An 18,174-nucleotide genomic window follows, 5' to 3' on the forward strand; every position below is an offset into this window, starting at 1 on the left:
AGGTCACTATGGAAAGTGATGCTTTCAAGCAGTCAGTTTTCGTAGGGGAGAATGGCTACATCCAAAAGATCGACTGCCTAATGGATGCCATTGAGTTTTTGGAAGAATGGCCTGTGGAGAGACGTGGTCTGCTTCACGCGGCGGCCTGCGAAGCGTGCTACTCGGCTTATGACGGTCGCAAATCAGTCGAGGCCGCGCACAAGGCCTTTATGACTTGGGCCCGCAAGGTTGGCGTGATCGAGGACGTGCCCACAGCACCGCCGTGGATGACTGGGCCAAAAATCAGCAACGCAGACCTCTTGTGAGGTTGCGAAAGGCCTCCTCGTCAGGGGCAGCTTGCGATCAAACCTGCCGGAGCGAAACGCCGCGTCAGGGTCGCGTATGTGGGACCTCGGCCCCCCTCGTCCTATCCCATAGAACCGGGGTTGACTGATGGAGGCCGCGCCGCTGCGAACGCTGTCTGTTCGGCCGGACGACTTCGCCGCTCTCATGGAAGTTCGATCTCGCCGTCCACCACGTGGGTGAGGCCAGTGCCTTCCGCCGTCAGAGTCATGCGGACCTTCAACTTCTTGCCGCCGATTTGCCCTTCGCGCACCGTCTCCTCGATCTTGCGCTGGGAGGTGACGCCGACTTCCTTCAGGAACTTACGGATCGACATGTTGAAGGCATCTTGGCTCACGGCGGAACTCCTCTCTTGTCCGATAGGGATTTTAAGGGAAGGCAAAGCATCGAGGAAGCAGGACAGTGACGTGTGTCCCCATAGCACTAGATCCGGAGCCCGAAGGAGCCTGGTTCGGCGATTGGAAGCTATGGAACCGATCGGAATCTAGAACGCTGGGGATGTTTATTCAACGATCCCTCTGGAAGGGACATGAGCAAGACCTTGCCACGAAACGGTCGCGCAGTGCATCTTCCCAACGGCCCCATCATCACCAACGGCAAGGCATCGATGAAGGAGGTGGCCGCAGATCGCTGGCGGGTTCGGCGGGTACCCTACGAGGCGCCGGCATTCAGGCAGGCGGCCGAACCATTCATCGCCGCACCAGCGCCGGGTCGAGGAATTCCCTTTGGGTTGCTTGGGAGCCTTCCGCGGCGAAGCCGGAGATTGACCAATCCCGCGCCGAATTCGATGCGTTTGCTCGCCATTTCGAAACGCTGGCGAACGCCCTAGCTGCGGAAAGCAAAACGACTGCCGAGGGCATTCCTAAGGTATCAGAATGCAACCGGGCATCCCGATGGTGGCAGTCTCCTCGGCAAGAGAGCCGGCTTTGCCGAGAATGCCGACCTCCAAACTGTCTGTCGAACATGTCCTTTGCCTGATCCTTCAGACGAGACATCTTATGTCGGTGAAGTCGGACTTGATGCCGGCCCTCGTTTCCACAAATCGCTGAATGCCCAAAAGCATCTGTTCCGCGGGGTCCACGAGCGAGGCAGAAGTCGGCGCCAGCGCGGGCAGCCGCCGGCTAGATCAACCGAGCCGGGCTCGTCGTCGATCAGCTCGAGACTGATGGGCAGCATCACCCATCGCCCCACACGAGTTTCAGGTCGCCGATTGCTGCGCCCTTGGCGAAGCTCGGCACAAGCAGGCATTGTAGCCTCGCGCGACCAGCTCACGGGCAAATCGCTGCGTATGCGCCTCGCCATGGCCTCTCATCTGATCGCGCTACGTCGGGTCCGCGAGGGCCGCGTATGGAGACCCACGCTACAAGAGCAGTGGCGTCGCCCGCTCGAAGACGGCCTCGAGCGACCAGTGTCGTCGGCTGCAGATCACCCACCTCGTTGGCCTCGCGCAAAGCCGTCACGACCGCGGTCGATGCATAGAGCGCCGGCATGCCTTTGGGATTGAAGCGCCCTCCATAAAGCTCGGCACCGCATCCCGACATAGGCTTGCGGGGCATACACCGGATTGAGAGCGCGGTAGAGCCGGCCCGAATAGGTGATGGCGGGGCGATGCAGCCAATTACTCACACGATGTGGAAGCGTTCGAAGCATTGGCGGCCGAACTCCGCAGTCGGTCGGCCTGTGGATAGTAACCGCCTGTTCACCATATCGCGGCAACCTGATTGAAGGTGCCCCCAACGCGCCTAGTCTACCCCTTGCGTCATTTGAGACGCACCCTCCCGCCCAAAACTGGCGGCCGACGCTTTCATGTGCGGACCCCAAATCCAGGTATGCGTCGGCCGCCGGTATCTTTTGACGGATCAGGCACCAATGACTTCTAAGCCGGCCACCGGCATGATCGTTGTGCCTCCTCGCATGTGCGCGGTCACCCCCAAGCTTATTGACGATCTGGCTAAGGATCTCCACGCAGCGCTCCCTGCCTACCGGTTTCAAATCGTGCCCGATTACATAGGCCGGCAGAGCCATGAATTCTTCGTCTTGCCGGATGGCAAGGTGCCGGATGAAGCGATCGAAGCGCTTCAGGCCGTGCTGGCTCGATACGGTGACAACTCGCCACGGTGCGCTAGTCCGCCTTTGCCGCTTCCCTAAAGGGCATGCAAAAGAAGCTCCGATCATGCGGGCAAAGTGGGCCGGTGCCCATGGCGACCTGTTAACGCCGTTCAACCGGCCGCAAATGCTCGAGCGCTTCCGCGTCCTGCAAATCGCGGCATGATCCGCTGGCCAGATATCGCCAGATTGAAAAACCGAATGAAGCCAGGTGCAGCAACCTTTCTCGCTAGAAGATAGCTTGCGTGTGGAAATCCACGGCCGGGAGCGAAGACGTTTTTGTTACTGACGGTGATCTCTCATTTCTGGTGAAGTGTGTGGTCGTCTCGACCTCAGTTGAGCAATTTGACGATATCCTCGGCGGCGACCGGCTTGCTGAAATGATAGCCTTGTATTTCGTCGCAATTGTTCTTGCGCAGGAACGCTAGCTGCTCGTCCGTTTCGACGCCCTCGGCAATGACTCTGAGGTTCAGTTTCTGGCCGAGCGAGATCATGGCGCTGGCCACGGCCTGGTCATTCGCATCGGTGGCGAGGTCGTTGATGAATGACTTGTCGATCTTCAGGCGCGCCACCGGGAAAGTCTTGAGCGCGCTCAGGCTCGAATATCCCGTTCCGAAATCGTCGATCGAGATCTGGACACCCAGATTTTGCAGCGCGTTCATCGTGGCGACCGCCGTCTCGACATTCTGCATGATCAGACTCTCGGTCAGTTCGAGCTCAAGGTATTTCGGCTCCAGGCTGCTATTTTCCAGCGCCGCAACGACACCATTGATCAGGTTGCTCTCCTTGAATTGTCGCGCCGACACATTGACGCACATCACCATCGGCGGCAGCCCCGCGTCCTGCCAGGCCTTGTTCTGTCGGCAGGCCTCGTGCAGCACCCAGTCGCCGATTGGCACGATCAAGCCCGTCTCCTCGGCCATCGGAATGAACTTCATCGGCGAGATCAGGCCCAGCGCCGGATGCTTCCAGCGGATCAGCGCCTCGACCGCGAATACACGACCTGAGCGAAGATCGACTTGCGGCTGGTACAGGAGCGTGAATTCGGCACGCAACAACGCGTTGCGCAACTCCTCCTGCAGCAGGAATTTTTCGTGGCTGGTGGCGTTGAATTCGGGCGCGTAGAACTGAAAATTGTCGCGGCCGAGTTCCTTGGCCCGGTACATGGCCACATCGGCATTGGCCAGCAGCGCATCGGCATTAGCCCCGTCCTTGGGGTAGTTCGCCACGCCCATGCTGGCTGTCGTCCTGAGATGATGCTCGCCCAGTTGAACCGGCTCCGCGATCGCCGCGCGGATCTTCTGCACCGTCGCGGCAACAAGCTCACCATCCGGGTCCTGGTCGAAAAGCACGACGACGAACTCGTCGCCACCGAGCCGCACGACGGTATCGGTCGCCCCCACGCATTCGACCATCCGGTCGGCAACGGCTTTCAGCAGCGTGTCTCCGGCATTGTGGCCCAGCGTGTCATTGACGAGCTTGAAATTGTCGAGATCGATGAACACCACGCTCACCCAACGGTGATAGCGCTGCGCATACAGGATCGCTTGCGAAAGCCGGTCCCCGAGCAAGGCGCGATTGGGAAGCCCGGTCAGCGTGTCATGGTTGGCCATGAAGTGGATGCGGTCTTCGGCAAGCTTGCGCTCGATGGCGATGCCGGCGATACGGGTGGTGAAGTCGATGAGGCTGGTCTCGCTCTCGTCCGGCTCGCGCACTGTCATCGAATACATGGCAAAGACCCCCAGCACCGCGCCGGTATGCGACAGGATCGGCGTCGACCAGCACGAGCGGTAACCGTACGGGGCTGCGATGTCGCGATAATCGTCCCAGAGTGGATCGCTCATCACATCGGTCACGATGACGGGTTCGCGGCGATAAGCGGCGGTGCCGCAAGACCCCACGTTGGGGCCAATCTGAATGCCGTCAATGGCGCTTGCATAGTCCTTTGCCAGGCTCGGCGCCGCGCCATGGCGCAAGTGGCTGCTATCCTTGTCGAGCAGGAGCACGGAGCCGAATATGCCATGCAACTGCGACTCGATGAGGCGCATGAGTCGGTCGAGCACATCCTCGAGCGGGGCGCTTGCGGCGATCATTTCCAGAATTTTCGCCTGGCCGTTTCGCAAATCGTCCGCCCGCTTGCGCTGTGTGATGTCGCGGGCGATGCCGACCAGGCCGAAGATCTCATTCTGGTCGTTGCGCAACGGCACTTTGGTCGAGGACAGCCACTTGCCGGCGCCGGCGGCATCGACAACGAATTCTTCCTCGTCGACCATCGGCTGGCCACGGCGCAAGAGGTCCAGCTCGCAGGCGCGAAACTGCCGGGCGAGCTCTGGAGCATGCAGGTCGAAATCGGTCAGGCCGATCATTTCGGCCGTTTGCCGGCCACTGTCCGCGGCAAGCGCCCGGTTAACCACGACGAAACGGCTTTCGGTATCCTTGACCCACAGATAGTCGGGAACCCAGTCGATAAGCGCCTGCAGTGAAACGCGCTCATTAGCGATCATGCGGCTGGCGGCGGGTTCCGTGAGATCTTCATGTGTCGCCACCCATCCGCCGTCGGGCATCGGCTGATGGCAGACCCGGATCGTGCGGCCGTCCTTGAGGCCGGCAGTCCAGGTTTTCGAACGGCTGCCCGCATTGATCGAGCGCGCGAAAGCGAGATAGTCCTCGCCGGTCATTGGCGATGTTCCTGCAGCGAGCCTCAGCTCGACGATTTCGCTGAGCATTGCGCCGGCATGCAGTTTTTCGGGCGCGACACGATAGATTTCCGCGTAGCGGCGGTTGCACATGATCAGCCGCTCGTCGGCGTCGAAGAAACAAATGCCTTGCGAGATGTTGTCGAGCGCCGCCTCGAAACACCGTGTCTGTGCTTGGAGCGTCGCGTTCGTGGCCCGAAGCTCGCTCTCCAGGTTCTCGTATGAGACGACTGCCAGTTTCGACAGCACAACCAGGCCCGATTGGTCCGCCGGCTTGGCAATGCGACTGGATGATTTCGGGGCCAAACAGAGTTCCTCCGCTTCGGCCTGCGCTGCAAATACAATTGGCCGCGTGCGAGCAAAAATCCCGCACAAGTTAGTTGTGATCTACTAATTGTCTGTGAACGTCCGCAGCGAAGCCGATCGCCAGCCGGAGCCTGACGTGACGACTAACGGCATCCATGTAATTACCGACTTTGAACAAGTCTTTTACTGGTGGATAGGAAGCGAAAAGAACCTGAAACCGAAAAGTCTGAGCAAAGTCGAATCGCCGAAGTCCTCCGCCAATAGGATGATTGTCTGTTGGAGTGCACCCTAAATTGGAAAAAGGATAAGGAAAGTCCTGAGAGAGGGACTGATGCAAGACGGAGATTTAGCCGACAAGTGAAGCTGGCAGCCGCTGAGCGAATGCGGGCGGGAGAGAATGTGGCGGCCCTGACCAGAGAGCTGGGGTGGCGGGTACACAAGTTGCTGTATCACTGGCGGGCCAGTATCTGAGCGGCGGTGCAGCCGAGTTGCGATCATCTGGGCAACCCCAGAACAGCCGGGGTTGGGCCGCACCGCCGCCTGCTGATCTTCTAAGCCTGCTCCTTCTTCGCTTTCGCGAAGCCGCGGTCCCTTGCGATGAACCGTTCAAGCATCGGCGCAATCAAGCGCGATGGATCGGCAGATGGCCGCCCAGTCTCGCGCCCGAGGATCTCTGCGTATTTCACCAAATCGCGATGCAGGGGCGCCGGCAGTTCCACCGTAATCTTCACTGGCTTGTCGTCAGCAATCGTTGTGAGTTTCAACTTGGCCATGTCAACCTCCGTATGGTTCAAGGGCAAGGTCGCGGGTGACAAGGACGCGAACGGGAAACCCCGGCCGGATCGTGAGCGTCGGTGCCATAGCGAGTTGCCGCTGAACCACCTGCTGGCCTACCTGGCTGACGCTATCGGAAGCGCCGCTTCGCAGAGCGCGCACGATATCGCTGTCTTGATCGGAAGAACCGGCTTGTGCGCCTATGCTCAGAATGGTCGACAACGCCGCGGCCTTGAACAACTCGCCCCAGTGATAGTCGACGCCATCCTCCAGGCCGGCATAGCCCTGGGGTTCCGCGCCGGGCTGCCGCTCCAGCACGACGGAGCGTCCGTCGGGAAAGATCAGCCTGTTCCAGACAAGCAGCACGCGGCGCTGCCCGGAACCAATTCCGCTGTCGTACTGCCCAATGATACGAGCGCCTTGCGGGATGAGCAGCGAGCGGCCGGTGGGACTATCATAGACATTTTCGGTCACCTGAGCGCTGATCTGCCCGGGAAGGTCCGAGCGGATGCCGGTAATGAGCGCGGCCGGGATCACGGCACCGGCTTGAAGCACATAGGGTGACGCGGGCGGCGTGATGTGATCCGGGGCCAGGGTCCGCCGGTCAGCGGCGGCGGACAGGAAGGAAAGCTGGCGATCCTGCGCACTTGGCTGACCGTACTGATCGGCAAAGTCGTTAACAGCAGGAGCGGACGCTTCGGCGGGCCTGGGATCTCCTTGCCCTGTCTGGAAGAAGACGCGCGAGGTTCTGGCCGCTTCCTCATCGGCTCGTCGGCGCTGCTCGGCTTCGTCAATCGCGGGGCTTGCGATTGAGGGCGGCACGACCGCCTGCCCGTTGTTCTGAGCATCGAGGATCGGCCTGCCGAGATCGCCAGGCAGCGGCGGCCCAAGGATCGGGCCGGCATAGTCGCGCGGCAGTGTTGCCAGTCCATCGGCGGGCGGCCGATTGGAGGTTGGGTAGAGCTCCTCGCCCTGCTTGAGCGTGTTGGCATCCTGCAGAGCGTAAATCAGCGCACCGCCGACACCGAGCGAGGCGACGAAGCCGATGCCTGCGAGCATCTTGCGCGACAGACGCGTCACACGCGGCGGGTCGGCGCGAAGCCGCATGGGTTCGACGGCCATGTTCTTCTTGTTCATGGCTGCGGCGCTCCCGTGTGCGGTGCGTTCGGCAGCTTTGACGCGGCGCTGTCGCTTGGGCCCCGCCGCAGCCCATCGGTTCTTCTATCGACACGCACGATCCTGACCGCCTGCTGCCGCTTGCCGGCGCCAAGACGCAGTTCGGCCGCACCAAAAAGGCGGTCGACGATGAGGATGTTTTGATAGACGCGGCTGTTGGTGATTTCAGCCTCGCCGTCCGCGCCGATGACGAAAATCGGCGGCATCTCGCCTTGCACGATGCCGCGGGGAAACTCGACATAGACCCTGCGGCCATCGTCGTAGGCGCTCACCGGCTTCCAGGGCGGGCTGTCGCCGGTGATGCCATAGCGATAATTTCGCGCCGTAAGCTGCGGTATGATCGGCGTTGTGGCGATCGTCTGCAGGAGGCCTGCTTTCGGAGCCGGATAGGACCACGCAACGGCGGGCATGTAGGGCTTGGCGCCTGAGCGTAGCTCAAGCATGTAGCTGCGCCGGTCCGTGGCGATGATAAGGTTCGTTGTGATGTCCGGCCGCGAGGGTTTCACCAGGACGTGGACGCGTCGGGCAATGCCGGACCCGCTTTCGGTGTCGCCTATGATCCAGCGCGCGGTATCACCCGCCGCGATCGGACCGTCTCCGGTCAGGCTCTCGCCAGGCTCTAGCGCGATGTCCGTTATCTGGCCAGGTGAGGCGTAGACCTGATAGAGCGCTCCCTCGCTCCACGGGTAGATCTGAATCGCGTTGTAGTAGCCCTCACGGCGGGGTTCCACGCGCGCCGCGGCATTTGCGTTCTCGACACGGGCGGCCGGTGTTTGCCCGATGGCGCCGCCCCGCGCGGGCGCCCAGCCTGGTGGCACGCGAAGAGGTTTCGGCCTTTGGTCGGTCGCGGCGGCCGGAGCCGGCGGCAACGGCGGAACGTAGGTATCGTAGCTGATCGTCGGCGGCTTCTTCGCAGGCGTGGCGCAACCCGCAAGCAGCGTCGTCCCCGAGACCAGCGCCGACAGCAGAGATCTCGAGAAATTCGTGCCGGCAACAGGACGCGATGTCGGGCTCATTGGCTCATCTCCCGGGACCAGTTGATGGCGTTGACGTAAATGCCGAGCGGATTGGCGCGAAGCCGTTCGGCGTCGCTTGGCATCTGCGTCACGATCGTCAGGATCGCGGTCCAGCGCTCGGTACCTGAAAGCTGACCGTTTTCGTAGTGGTGCTCCATCCAGGCGACACGAAAGGAGCCCGGCGAGGCTCTGATCACCGAAGAAATGTCCACCGCGACCTGCTGCTTGCCGACCTTGGAGAAAGGATCCGCAGCGCGAGCATAGTCGTTGAGCGCCGCAGCACCCTGGTCGGTGGTCCAATCATAGGCGCGCAGCCAATCCTGGCGCAGGATGATCGGGTCAGCGGGGATGGAGCGTACCTGCTCGATAAAGCGGGCGAGATGCCACGCGATCTGCGGATCGCTCGGCTTATAGTCGGCGGTTGCGGGCTCGATCGCTTGAGCCTGGCCCAGCTTGTCGACCTGCACGACCCAGGGCACGACAGTGCCGCGGCTCGACTGCCAGACCAGCGAAGTGGCGAGCCCCGCCGACAGGATGAGCGACCCGAACGCCATGGCGCGCCAGTTGCGTGCCTGAACGCGTGCGGAGCCAATGCGTTCATCCCAGATCTGCTGCGCCTTCTGATAGGGTGTTTCCGGTCGAGGGCTCTTGCCATAGTGGACGGCGGGGCGCCTAAAGATGTTCATGGGTCATTCGCCTTCAGAAAGAGAAATCGAGGCTCCGCCGCCATGGCTGTCGCCGGCGCGCACCGCGTGGGCGGCGGTCTGGGCGCCGTGGGCGAGCCGCTGGGAACGATGCAAGCGTCTGGCCCATTCGGGCTCTCCTTGGGCGCTGGATGGCTTGCCCGCGCCGGAAGCAGCCGCCGCCGTTGACGCAGCAGCGCCGCCGATCGTTCCCATGGTCGACGAACCGCCGGTGATTTCAGCGGCCGAACCGCCGCCAGAGGCAAAGTTTGACTTGAGCGATTGACCGGTGTTTGCGGCGGCGCGCTTGAGCGGAGAGGCTGCCGCCGAAGCACCAGCGCGCGCAATGCCGCCCAAGCCGGAGGCGACGCCTGCCACGCCCGACTGGCCGGCGGCGCCAAGCATATAGGCGGCCGAACCGCCCCCAGCGAGTGACGTCCCGCCACGCACGGTTGACGCTGCTCCCGCGAATGCGGCTGTCGCGCCTCGCGCCGCGAGGCTGGCTGCTCCGTAGCCTGCAACTGCGATGCCGCCGGCGGCAAGGCCAGTCCCGACAGCCGCACCGGCGCCGAGCTGCGGTCCACCCGCGACGAGGCCGTTGGCAATGCCGGGACCGAAGATGCCGAGGCCAAGCAGCGACAGCGCAGCCAGCACGATCGCCATGGCCTGGTCGATGGTGGGGTTCTCGCCGCCGAAGCCTTGGGTGAATTCGCCAAAGAGCGTCGATCCGATGCCGATGACCACGGCAAGCACCAGAACCTTGATGCCGGACGAGATGACGTTGCCGAGCACGCGTTCGGCCATGAAGGCCGTCTTGCCGAAGAGGCCGAAGGGGATCAGCACGAAGCCGGCCAGCGTCGCCAGCTTGAACTCGATCAGCGTCACAAAGAGCTGCACGGCCAGGATGAAGAAGGCGAGCAGGACGAGCCCCCAGGCAAAGAGCAGGCAGGCGATCTGGATGAAATTTTCAAAGAAGGAGATGTAGCCCATCAAGCCGGAGATCGCCTCAAGCAATGGTCGTCCGGCGTCGAGGCCGGTTTGCGCCACCTTGCCCGGGTGCAGCAGGTCCTGTGCCGAGAAGCCGGTTCCACTCGCCTTGAGACCAAGACCCGAGAAACTCTCGAAAACAATTTGGGCGAGGCCGTTCCAATTTGAAATCAGATAGGCGAAGACGCCGACGAAGAGCGTCTTCTTGACGAGCCGCGCAAGAATGTCGTCATCGGCGCCCCAGCTCCAGAAGAGCGCGGCAAGTGTCACGTCAATGACGATCAGCGTGGTGGCGACGAAGGCGACCTCGCCGCCGAGCAGGCCGAAACCGCTGTCGATATAGCGGGTGAAGGTGGCCAGGAATTGGTCGATGACGCCGGTATTGCCCATGTCTAGCGGGCCCCGTGCAGGGCAGCATCCGGCGACGGCGAAGCGGCCGGCTCGCTTGTCGAACTGCCCGACGCATTTTCGAGACCGAGGAAGCGATCACGCTGTTCGGCCCACAGCCGCGCGCATCCATCGTCACGCAAGGCAGCCTCGCCGAGGACCTGGCAGCGGCGCAGGCCATCGCGAAGCGGAGTAGGCACAGAGGCCGCCGGTGTGTGCTGGCCCTCCCCCACCGGCTTGTCTCCCTTCCGGCTCATCTCGAGCGCCGTCGCCGTCATGGCGACGATGACGAAGACGACGGCCACAACGCGAGCGAGGGTTTTGCCGTCCATGGCGATCGACCTCAGCGGTTGAACATCTGGACCGAGCCGGCTTGGTAGCCGGAGCCTGGGGTCAGGAAGCGGCGGCGTTGCTCACGGCCCTGATCGACCGCGGCAGCGCGTTCGGCTTCGGTCAGCGCCTGGGCGCGACCATTGGCGGCCACCAGGGCTGTCAGGTCCGCAAGCTGCTGACCCTGAAGCGCAAGCAACTGGTTGCCAGCTTGCGTCGCCTGCAGCGCACCGGTCGCCGATTGGCTGGCGCCGACCAACGCCGACATCTGCGCGCGGCCGGTGTCGATGTTTGAGACGACACCCGCCTGGACCCGCATTGCGTCCTGGAGGCCGCCCACTGTGTTTTGCCAGCGGGAGCGCGCATCGGCGACGAGTTGCTGGTCGGAAGCAGAAAGCGAGGCGCTGCTGTATTGCTGCTGAAATGCCTTGTCGATCTGCTGGACGTCGAAGGCGATGTTCTGTGCTTCGCCGAGAAGCTGTTGTGTGCGCTGCACCGACTGTTGCAGTTGCTGCAGCGAGGACAAAGGCAGGCTCGCCAGGTTGCGCGCCTGGTTGATCAGCATCTGGGCCTGGTTCTGCAGCGAGCTGATCTGGTTTGTGATCTGCTGCAGCGAACGCGCGGCCGTCAGGACATTCTGGGAATAGTTCGATGGATCAAACACGATTAAGGCATGCGCTGGCGCGGTCATCATCGGCGAGATCGCGATGGGCGCGGCGAGCGTCGCCGCGACCAGAAGAAGAACGCGGCGGCGGCTTTGACGAACAGTCATGATTGGGGATCCTTTTCAGGTTCGGAAACGGTGAGGTTGGGAATGAGGTCGGCGGCCCAGCCGACGTCGCGGGCACGCAGCCAGGCCGACAGGAAGCCGTCGCGGCCATGCTGGGCGATGATGCTGCCGATCAGGGCCTGATCGCTCTTGGAGGACGAGGCGCAAAGCGCAAGCCCGACCTCGGACAGGCCGAGCTCGAAGAGACGGTTGCCGCGACGGGACTGGCAGTAATAATCGCGCTTGGGTGTGGCTCGCGCCAGGATCTCGATCTGGCGGTCGTTCAGGCCAAAGCGGCGGTAGATGGCGGTAATTTGCGGCTCGATCGCGCGTTCATTGGGCAACAGCAGCCGGGTTGGACAGCTTTCGATGATCGCCGGCGCGATAGCCGAATTGTCGATGTCGGAGAGCGACTGGGTGGCGAAGACGACGCTGGCATTCTTCTTCCGGAGCGTCTTCAGCCATTCGCGCAACTGCCCGGCGAACGCGTCATCGTCGAGGGCAAGCCAGCCTTCGTCGATGATGAGCAGTGTCGGACGACCGTCGAGCCGGTCGCCGATGCGATGAAACAGATAGGACAGAACGGCCGGCGCGGCCGGCGTGCCCACCAGGCCTTCGATTTCGAACGCCTGCACGGATGCCTGGCCGAGCTGTTCGGCCTCTGCGTCGAGGAGCCGGCCGTTCGGGCCACCAACACAGTAAGGGCGAAGCGCCTGTTTCAGGTCATTGGCCTGCAGAAGCACGCTGAGCCCGGTGATGGTGCGCTCCTCGACCGGGGCCGAGGCGAGCGAGGTCAGCGCCGCCCAGATATGCTCCTTTGCGTCCGGCGTGATCTGGATGCCTTCTCGCGTCAGGATCGCGACGATCCAGTCGGCCGCCCAGGCGCGCTCGTACGTGTCATGAACGCGGGCGAGCGGCTGCAGCGCAACGGCAGCGTCCAGGCCTTCGGTGAGATGACCCCCGAGATCGTGCCAGTCGCCGCCCATGGCGAGCGTCGCCGCGCGGATCGAGCCGCCGAAGTCGAAGGCGAAGATCTGAGCCTTGCGGTAGCGGCAGAATTGCAGCGCCATCAACGCCAGCAGCACCGACTTGCCGGCACCGGTCGGGCCGACGACCAGCGTGTGACCGACGTCGCCGACATGAAGAACCAACCGGAACGGGGTCGAGCCTTCGGTCTTGCCGTAAAGCAAGGGAGGACTGACCAGATGCTCGTCCCGTTCCGGCCCCGCCCACACGGCAGAAAGGGGGATCATGTGGGCGAGATTGAGCGTCGAGATAGGCGGCTGGCGGACATTGGCATAGGCGTGCCCGGGCAATGAGCCGAGCCAGGCGTCGACGGCGTTGACGGTCTCGACAATGGCCGTGAAGTCGCGGCCCTGGATGATTTTCTCGACAAGCCGCAGTTTCTCGTCAGCCACGCGCGGGTCGCAATCCCATATGGCGACACTGGCGGTGACATAGGCCATGCCAGCCATGTCGGCGCCGAGCTCCTGCAACGCCGCGTCGGCATCGGCCGCCTTGTTGGCGGCGTCAGTGTCGAGGAGTGCTGATGCCTCGTTGGTCATCACCTCCTTCAGGATCGAGGCGATGCTCTTGCGCTTGGCGAACCATTGCCGCCGTATCCTGGTAAAAAGGCGGACAGCGTCGACCTTGTCGAGCAGGATCGCGCGCGTCGACCAGCGGTACGGGAAGGCCAGCCTGTTGAGGTCATCAAGCAGGCCGGGTGTCGTGGCGGTCGGGAAGCCGACGATGGTAAGCACGCGAAGATGCTTGTCGCCAAGCCGCGGTTCGAGCCCGCCGGCGAGCGGCTCGTCGGACAGCAGCGCATCGAGATAAATTGGCGTCTCGGGGACCCGCACCCGATGGCGCTTGGTCGAGATGGTCGAATGCAGGTAGCTCAGCGTTTGGCCGTCATCGAGCCAGTGGCATTCAGGCATGAACCCGTCGAGCAGGGACAGCACACGCTCAGTCCGGTCGACAAAGGCGCGGACGATCTCGCCCGTATCCGCGCCGCCCTGGTTGCGACCCTCATAAAGCCAGCCCTCGGCGCGCCTGGCGTCTTCGGGCGGCGGCAGGAACACGAATGTGAGAAAGTAGCTCGATACGAAATGAACCCCCTCCTCATCAAAGTCGGCTTTGCGCTCGGCATCGAGCAGGCCGGAGGCCGCATTGGGAAACTGGCTTTCGGGATAGGAAGCCGCTTCGTGCCGCTGCGCTTCGACGAAGATGCTCCAGCCCGAGCCGAGGCGGCGAAAGGCATTGTTGATGCGCGACGCCACCGCAACCAGTTCCGCCGCTACGGCGGAGTCGAGATCGGGTCCGCGAAACCTCGCGGTGCGCTGAAAGCTGCCGTCCTTGTTGAGCACGATCCCGGGGGCGACGAGTGCCGCCCAAGGTAGAAAGTCGGCAAGGCGAGCAGCAGTCCGGCGGTATTCGGCAAGGCTCATCATGGCGGCGTCCTCAAACCGAAAGATGTCCAGGCAGCCGCAGGTGCCGGCGTGCGACTTCGAAAAAAAGCGGATCGCGCCTGGCAGCCCATACCGCCGCAAAATGTCCGATTGCCCAAATGAGAAGACCGACCAGCCAGAGCCGCAGCCCAAGACCGACAGCGCCCGCCAGCGTGCCATTCAGGATCGCGATTGCACGCGGCGCGCCCCCGAGCAGGATCTGCTCGGTCAACGCCCGGTGCACGGGCACCGTCCACCCCGGCACTGCGTCGAGCTGTTCAAAAGCGGTTGTCATCAGATCAACGCTCCGCCGCCAAACGAGAAGAACGAAAGGAAAAAGCTCGACGCAGCGAAGGCGATTGAAAGCCCGAAAACGATCTGGATCAGCCGCCTGAAGCCACCCGAACTGTCGCCGAAGGCCAGCGTCAGGCCGGTGACGATGATGATGATGACGGCGATGATCTTGGATACCGGTCCTTCGACCGACTGCAGGATCTTCTCGAGCGGCTGTTCCCACGGCATTGAGGAGCCCGACGCAAGGGCGACCGGCGCGACCATGAGATTGAAGGCAATGGCGGCGCTGGCCGCGGCCAGGCTGGCCTGGCAGCGCGAAAGCAGGCGGATCATGAAATGTCTCCTGTGTTGATCGGTGTGGCTTCAGCGATGCGATAGTCGCCATCGGGGCCCAGACCCTCGACCCTGACCAGTTCGACAAGCCGTCGCGCGGCGCCGCGTCCGGCGAGCACGGCGACAAGGCCGATGGTGTCGGCGATCAGCGCACGCGGGACAGTGACGACGGCCTCCTGGATCAGCTGCTCAAGTCGGCGCAGAGCGCCAATACCGGAGCCCGCATGAAGGGTGCCGATGCCACCGGGATGCCCGGTGCCCCACGCCTTCAAGAGGTCCAGCGCTTCGGCGCCGCGCACCTCGCCGATGGGAATGCGATCGGGCCGCAGGCGCAGCGAGGAACGAACCAGGTCCGAAAGCGTGGCGACGCCATCCTTGGTGCGCATCGCGACGAGGTTGGGGGCCGCGCATTGCAGTTCGCGGGTGTCTTCGATGATGACGACCCGGTCCGTCCCTTTCGCCACTTCGGCAAGCAGCGCGTTGGTCAGGGTGGTCTTGCCCGTCGACGTGCCGCCGGCAACGAGGATGTTTGCGCGGTCAGCAACGGCGGCGCGCAACATAGCGGCGTGGCCACAAGTCATGATGCCCGCCGCGACATAGTCATCGAGCGTGAACACGGCGACCGCGGGCTTGCGGATCGCGAAGGCCGGCGCGGCGACCACGGGCGGCAGCAGGCCCTCGAAACGCTCGCCGGTTTGCGGCAACTCGGCCGAGACGCGCGGGGAACGGGAATGGACCTCGGCGCCGACATGATGGGCGACCAGGCGCACGATCCGCTCGCCAGCGGCAGGCGCGAGCGTTTGCCCCGTGTCGGCCAGGCCCTCCGTGAGCCGATCCACCCAGATGCGGCCATCCGGATTCAGCATGACCTCGACGATCGCGGGATCGTCCAGGAACCGGGCGATGGCGGGCCCGAGCGCGGTGCGCAGCATACGCGAGCTGCGCGAACGTGCTTCGGTATCGTTGTGCAAGATAGCCATGCTGTCCCCGTTTGGTGCGGGAACTCATCGAGCAGTTCCCGGTCGGGATGAGCAAAAGAGGCCTGGAGCAGCCCGATTCAACAGCTTTCGACCGCCGTCGTAGCGCAGCGAGTAAAAACCGGCGAACGGCGGCGCCGAGCTCGGGAAGCTCCATCGCGGCGGATCGCGGTGCTTCAGCACCGGCAGAGTGTAGACTGTCGCAATATTTTGTACATGTTTATTGACACATGACTCTCGCCGGGATTATGAAATCTCCTGGCAGGGGCGGCGATCGCCCTTTCCACGGCGAGGAGGATTGTCATGCGGGTTGGTCCGGAAGGCTTGGTTTCGCGGCGCCAGACAGCCGCTTCCAAATATGCTCGAAGCGCTCCGAGAGTCGCTACGCCGCGCCCCGTGATGGCAAGGGGCGGCGAAGCTTCATGAGCATGCTCGACATCTGGCTTGGGATTCTGCAAGGGCTGCGCATAACGGCAGCGGTCACCGCCTATGGCTTGCTCTTCGCGGTGCCCTTCGCGCTTGTTTTCGGCGTCGCGCAGTTTCTGACGACCGGCTTGACGCGTTTTCTGATCACGGCAGTTATCGAATTCTGGCGCAGTTCGGCGGTCGTCGTCCTGCTCTTCGTCTTTTACTACGTTCTGCCGGTCATCGGGGTCACTCTGTCGGCGATGACCGTCAGTGCGTTGGTGCTTGGCCTCAATAGCGGCGGTTATGCCAGCCAAGCGGTGCGGGCCGGGCTCCAATCTCTTCCTGCCGGCCAACGCGAGGCTGGAATGGCGCTCGGCCTCTCGCGCCCGGCGATCCTGCTTCTGATCGAGCTGCCCCAGGCATTGGTCGCCATGAGTCCCACATTCGTCAACAACCTTATTCAGCTCGTCAAGGCGACTTCCCTTGTCTCGTTGGTCACGTTGACGGACATGACCTTCCGCGCCAAGGAAATCTCGCAGACCGAATACGACCCGGTCGCGATATATTCGGCGTTGCTGCTGGCCTTCTTCGTCGTCTGTTATCCGATCGCGCTTGCCGGCCGCTGGCTCGAGGCGCGGGTCAATCCCGAAGGAGGAGCGCCTCGTGGGATTTAACCTCGATTTCGCGCTCTCGACCGTCCCGATCATAATCGGTGCGATCGGGACTACCCTGCTCGCCACGGTCTTGAGTTGCCTCGGTGCGTCGGCGCTTGGCTTCACTTTCGAAATGATCCGCCGCGGGGGCGGTGCGCCGGGCCTCGCCGTGCGCTTCCTGATCGACTTCATCCGCTCGACGCCGGTCTTAGCCTGGCTCTATTTCCTGTATTTCGTCATGCCGTTCTACGGGATCCGGCTTGGCGCCATGACGGTGGGCATATCGGGGCTAAGCCTCTATTACAGCGGTTATCTGGCAGAGGTGTTCAAGGCGGGCATCGACGCTATTCCGAAGGGCCAGCAGGAAGCAGCCAGAGCCCTGTCGCTCACCCGCCGCGACACGGTGATCTTCGTCATCGCACCCCAGATGCTGCGCAACATCGCCGCGCCCTTGGGCAACTACCTGGTTTCCATCCTGAAGGCGACGCCTTATCTCGCGATCCTGGCGGTGCCGGAAATGCTCGGGCGTGCCTTTGATATCGCTTCCCAGACCTATCGCTACGCGGAGCCGCTGACCGTCGCCGGCGTTCTGTTTCTCGCGCTGGCGCTGATCGTATCCTATGGGGTGAAGCGCATGGAGAAGCTCCTGCTTGCGAGCGGGCGCCGCTGATGCTCGACCGGCGTGCGCCTCCGACCTCGACACCTCAATCCTTCCCGCTCGTGCGGCTCGACGGTCTCAACAAGTGGTTCGGTGCGCTGCAGGTTTTGAAAGATATCGATCTGACCTTACGTCCGGGCGCACGCGTCGTCGTCTGCGGACCCTCGGGGTCGGGCAAGTCGACCTTGATCCGCTGCATCAACGGTCTCGAGCCCTTCCAAAAGGGGACGATCGAGCTTGCAGGGAGACGCCTGGGAAAAAGCGAATCGCGATGCCGCGATGGCGCGCCGCCTGACAGGCATGGTGTTCCAAAGCTTCAACCTCTTCCCTCACCTCACCGTGCTTGCCAACTGCACGCTGGCGTTGCGCCGGGTCCTTTTGAAATCGGCGCGGGAGGCCGAAGAGATCGCGATGCGGCACCTGACAGCGGTGCACATCGCCGAAAAGGCGCGAGCTTATCCGGCCCAGCTGTCGGGCGGCCAACAACAGCGGGCGGCGATCGCGCGTGCGCTCTGTCTCGATCCCCGCATCATGCTTTTCGATGAACCCACCTCGGCGCTCGATCCGGAAATGATCAAGGAAGTGCTCGACGTCATGATCGCGCTCGCGAAAACCGGCGTAACCATGGTCTGCGTGACCCATGAAATGGGTTTTGCACGCGAAGTCGCGGATGAGATCATATTCATGGATCAGGGCCGCATCGTCGAGCACACGTCTTCCAGTGATTTCTTCTCTGGAGCCGCTCATCCGCGCGCTAGGCTGTTCCTGGATACCATCCTGAGCCATTGAGAGCTGACACGCGTGAGCGTCGCGCACGCCGCTGCGGCGCGAT

General features: G+C 62.9%; 19 protein-coding genes and 1 pseudogene. 6 read left to right on the forward strand and 14 right to left on the reverse strand.

Annotated elements, in window-relative coordinates:
- On the forward strand, positions 1-305 hold a 305-nt coding region (locus LB535_RS27365; protein ID WP_224634392.1), incomplete at its 5' end, for a DUF982 domain-containing protein.
- A 182-nt stretch (positions 306-487) separates the two neighbouring features.
- On the opposite strand, the gene LB535_RS27370 is transcribed toward LB535_RS27365, so the two are convergent.
- A complete protein-coding gene (locus tag LB535_RS27370) occupies positions 488-679 on the reverse strand; it encodes a DUF6494 family protein (protein ID WP_224634393.1) in 192 nt (63 codons plus the stop codon).
- Between the two features lie 192 nt (positions 680-871).
- Between LB535_RS27370 and LB535_RS27375 the strand changes: the two genes are divergently transcribed.
- Positions 872-1,171, forward strand: a complete 300-nt coding sequence (locus tag LB535_RS27375; protein WP_224634394.1) for a hypothetical protein — start codon at positions 872-874, stop codon at positions 1,169-1,171.
- 439 nt (positions 1,172-1,610) lie between these two features.
- Here LB535_RS27375 and LB535_RS29010 read toward each other — a convergent pair whose 3' ends face one another.
- Entirely contained in the window at positions 1,611-1,898 is a 288-nt protein-coding gene (locus LB535_RS29010; RefSeq protein ID WP_318012357.1) for an RES domain-containing protein, read from the reverse strand.
- 882 nt (positions 1,899-2,780) lie between these two features.
- Entirely contained in the window at positions 2,781-5,450 is a 2,670-nt protein-coding gene (locus LB535_RS27390; protein WP_224634395.1) for an EAL domain-containing protein, read from the reverse strand.
- Between the two features lie 276 nt (positions 5,451-5,726).
- Between LB535_RS27390 and LB535_RS29130 the strand changes: the two genes are divergently transcribed.
- Entirely contained in the window at positions 5,727-5,921 is a 195-nt protein-coding gene (locus LB535_RS29130; protein WP_224634396.1) for a transposase, read from the forward strand.
- 80 nt (positions 5,922-6,001) lie between these two features.
- Here the strand turns inward: LB535_RS29130 and LB535_RS27400 are convergent, their stop codons facing one another.
- From LB535_RS27400 to trbB, 11 genes are read right to left on the reverse strand one after another with little or no spacing between them, the layout of a single operon-like run.
- Positions 6,002-6,223 carry a DUF2274 domain-containing protein gene (locus tag LB535_RS27400; RefSeq protein ID WP_224634397.1) on the reverse strand — a complete coding sequence of 74 codons (222 nt, stop codon included), beginning with the start codon at positions 6,221-6,223 and terminating at the stop codon, positions 6,002-6,004.
- Position 6,224: 1 nt separating this feature from the next.
- Positions 6,225-7,361: a TrbI/VirB10 family protein gene (locus LB535_RS27405; protein WP_224634398.1), complete on the reverse strand. Its 1,137-nt coding sequence runs from the start codon at positions 7,359-7,361 to the stop codon at positions 6,225-6,227.
- A complete protein-coding gene (gene trbG / locus LB535_RS27410; protein WP_224634399.1) occupies positions 7,358-8,416 on the reverse strand; it encodes a P-type conjugative transfer protein TrbG in 1,059 nt (352 codons plus the stop codon). The genes LB535_RS27405 and trbG overlap by 4 nt, the downstream gene beginning before the upstream one ends.
- Positions 8,413-9,102 (reverse strand): conjugal transfer protein TrbF, encoded by a 690-nt coding sequence (gene trbF, locus LB535_RS27415; RefSeq protein WP_224634400.1) that lies wholly within the window; start codon positions 9,100-9,102, stop codon positions 8,413-8,415. Before trbF ends, trbG begins: the two co-directional genes overlap by 4 nt.
- A 3-nt stretch (positions 9,103-9,105) precedes the next feature.
- A complete protein-coding gene (gene trbL / locus LB535_RS27420; RefSeq protein WP_224634401.1) occupies positions 9,106-10,476 on the reverse strand; it encodes a P-type conjugative transfer protein TrbL in 1,371 nt (456 codons plus the stop codon).
- A gap of 2 nt (positions 10,477-10,478) precedes the next feature.
- Entirely contained in the window at positions 10,479-10,805 is a 327-nt protein-coding gene (trbK-alt, locus tag LB535_RS27425; protein ID WP_224634402.1) for a putative entry exclusion protein TrbK-alt, read from the reverse strand.
- Positions 10,806-10,816: 11 nt separating this feature from the next.
- Positions 10,817-11,575, reverse strand: coding sequence for a P-type conjugative transfer protein TrbJ (gene trbJ, locus LB535_RS27430; RefSeq protein WP_224634403.1), 759 nt, complete (start codon positions 11,573-11,575; stop codon positions 10,817-10,819).
- On the reverse strand, positions 11,572-14,022 hold the full coding sequence (trbE, locus tag LB535_RS27435) for a conjugal transfer protein TrbE (protein ID WP_224634404.1): 2,451 nt from the start codon (positions 14,020-14,022) through the stop codon (positions 11,572-11,574). Before trbE ends, trbJ begins: the two co-directional genes overlap by 4 nt.
- A 10-nt stretch (positions 14,023-14,032) precedes the next feature.
- On the reverse strand, positions 14,033-14,314 hold the full coding sequence (locus tag LB535_RS27440; RefSeq protein WP_224634405.1) for a VirB3 family type IV secretion system protein: 282 nt from the start codon (positions 14,312-14,314) through the stop codon (positions 14,033-14,035).
- Positions 14,314-14,646: a TrbC/VirB2 family protein gene (locus LB535_RS27445; protein WP_224634406.1), complete on the reverse strand. Its 333-nt coding sequence runs from the start codon at positions 14,644-14,646 to the stop codon at positions 14,314-14,316. Before LB535_RS27445 ends, LB535_RS27440 begins: the two co-directional genes overlap by 1 nt.
- Complete coding sequence (trbB, locus tag LB535_RS27450; protein WP_224634407.1) at positions 14,643-15,626, reverse strand: P-type conjugative transfer ATPase TrbB; 984 nt, start codon at positions 15,624-15,626, stop codon at positions 14,643-14,645. The genes LB535_RS27445 and trbB overlap by 4 nt, the downstream gene beginning before the upstream one ends.
- A gap of 419 nt (positions 15,627-16,045) precedes the next feature.
- Between trbB and LB535_RS27455 the strand changes: the two genes are divergently transcribed.
- The 3 genes and pseudogenes from LB535_RS27455 to LB535_RS27465 all read left to right on the forward strand — a co-directional run bounded on the left by LB535_RS27455 (position 16,046) and on the right by LB535_RS27465 (position 18,131).
- A complete protein-coding gene (locus tag LB535_RS27455; RefSeq protein ID WP_224634408.1) occupies positions 16,046-16,705 on the forward strand; it encodes an amino acid ABC transporter permease in 660 nt (219 codons plus the stop codon).
- Positions 16,695-17,354, forward strand: coding sequence for an amino acid ABC transporter permease (locus LB535_RS27460; protein ID WP_224634409.1), 660 nt, complete (start codon positions 16,695-16,697; stop codon positions 17,352-17,354). The genes LB535_RS27455 and LB535_RS27460 overlap by 11 nt, the downstream gene beginning before the upstream one ends.
- Positions 17,354-18,131 (forward strand): annotated as a pseudogene (locus tag LB535_RS27465) (amino acid ABC transporter ATP-binding protein). Before LB535_RS27460 ends, LB535_RS27465 begins: the two are co-directional and overlap by 1 nt.
- The last annotated feature ends 43 nt before the right edge of the window (positions 18,132-18,174 follow it).

The organism is Mesorhizobium sp. CA10, from assembly GCF_020165285.1.
GTDB lineage: Bacteria > Pseudomonadota > Alphaproteobacteria > Rhizobiales > Rhizobiaceae > Mesorhizobium.

Excerpts from the sequence above, each read along its gene's own strand:
- trbG (WP_224634399.1), bottom strand. The coding sequence starts at position 8,416 with ATGAGCCCGACATCGCGTCCTGTTGCCGGCACGAATTTCTCGAGATCT.
- LB535_RS29010 (WP_318012357.1), bottom strand. The coding sequence starts at position 1,898 with ATGCCCCGCAAGCCTATGTCGGGATGCGGTGCCGAGCTTTATGGAGGG.
- LB535_RS27440 (WP_224634405.1), bottom strand. The coding sequence starts at position 14,314 with ATGACAACCGCTTTTGAACAGCTCGACGCAGTGCCGGGGTGGACGGTG.
- LB535_RS27455 (WP_224634408.1), top strand. The coding sequence starts at position 16,046 with ATGAGCATGCTCGACATCTGGCTTGGGATTCTGCAAGGGCTGCGCATA.
- LB535_RS27405 (WP_224634398.1), bottom strand. The coding sequence starts at position 7,361 with ATGAACAAGAAGAACATGGCCGTCGAACCCATGCGGCTTCGCGCCGAC.
- trbE (WP_224634404.1), bottom strand. The coding sequence starts at position 14,022 with ATGATGAGCCTTGCCGAATACCGCCGGACTGCTGCTCGCCTTGCCGAC.
- LB535_RS27375 (WP_224634394.1), top strand. The coding sequence starts at position 872 with ATGAGCAAGACCTTGCCACGAAACGGTCGCGCAGTGCATCTTCCCAAC.
- trbF (WP_224634400.1), bottom strand. The coding sequence starts at position 9,102 with ATGAACATCTTTAGGCGCCCCGCCGTCCACTATGGCAAGAGCCCTCGA.
- LB535_RS27400 (WP_224634397.1), bottom strand. The coding sequence starts at position 6,223 with ATGGCCAAGTTGAAACTCACAACGATTGCTGACGACAAGCCAGTGAAG.
- LB535_RS27445 (WP_224634406.1), bottom strand. The coding sequence starts at position 14,646 with ATGATCCGCCTGCTTTCGCGCTGCCAGGCCAGCCTGGCCGCGGCCAGC.
- trbB (WP_224634407.1), bottom strand. The coding sequence starts at position 15,626 with ATGGCTATCTTGCACAACGATACCGAAGCACGTTCGCGCAGCTCGCGT.
- trbK-alt (WP_224634402.1), bottom strand. The coding sequence starts at position 10,805 with ATGGACGGCAAAACCCTCGCTCGCGTTGTGGCCGTCGTCTTCGTCATC.
- trbL (WP_224634401.1), bottom strand. The coding sequence starts at position 10,476 with ATGGGCAATACCGGCGTCATCGACCAATTCCTGGCCACCTTCACCCGC.
- trbJ (WP_224634403.1), bottom strand. The coding sequence starts at position 11,575 with ATGACTGTTCGTCAAAGCCGCCGCCGCGTTCTTCTTCTGGTCGCGGCG.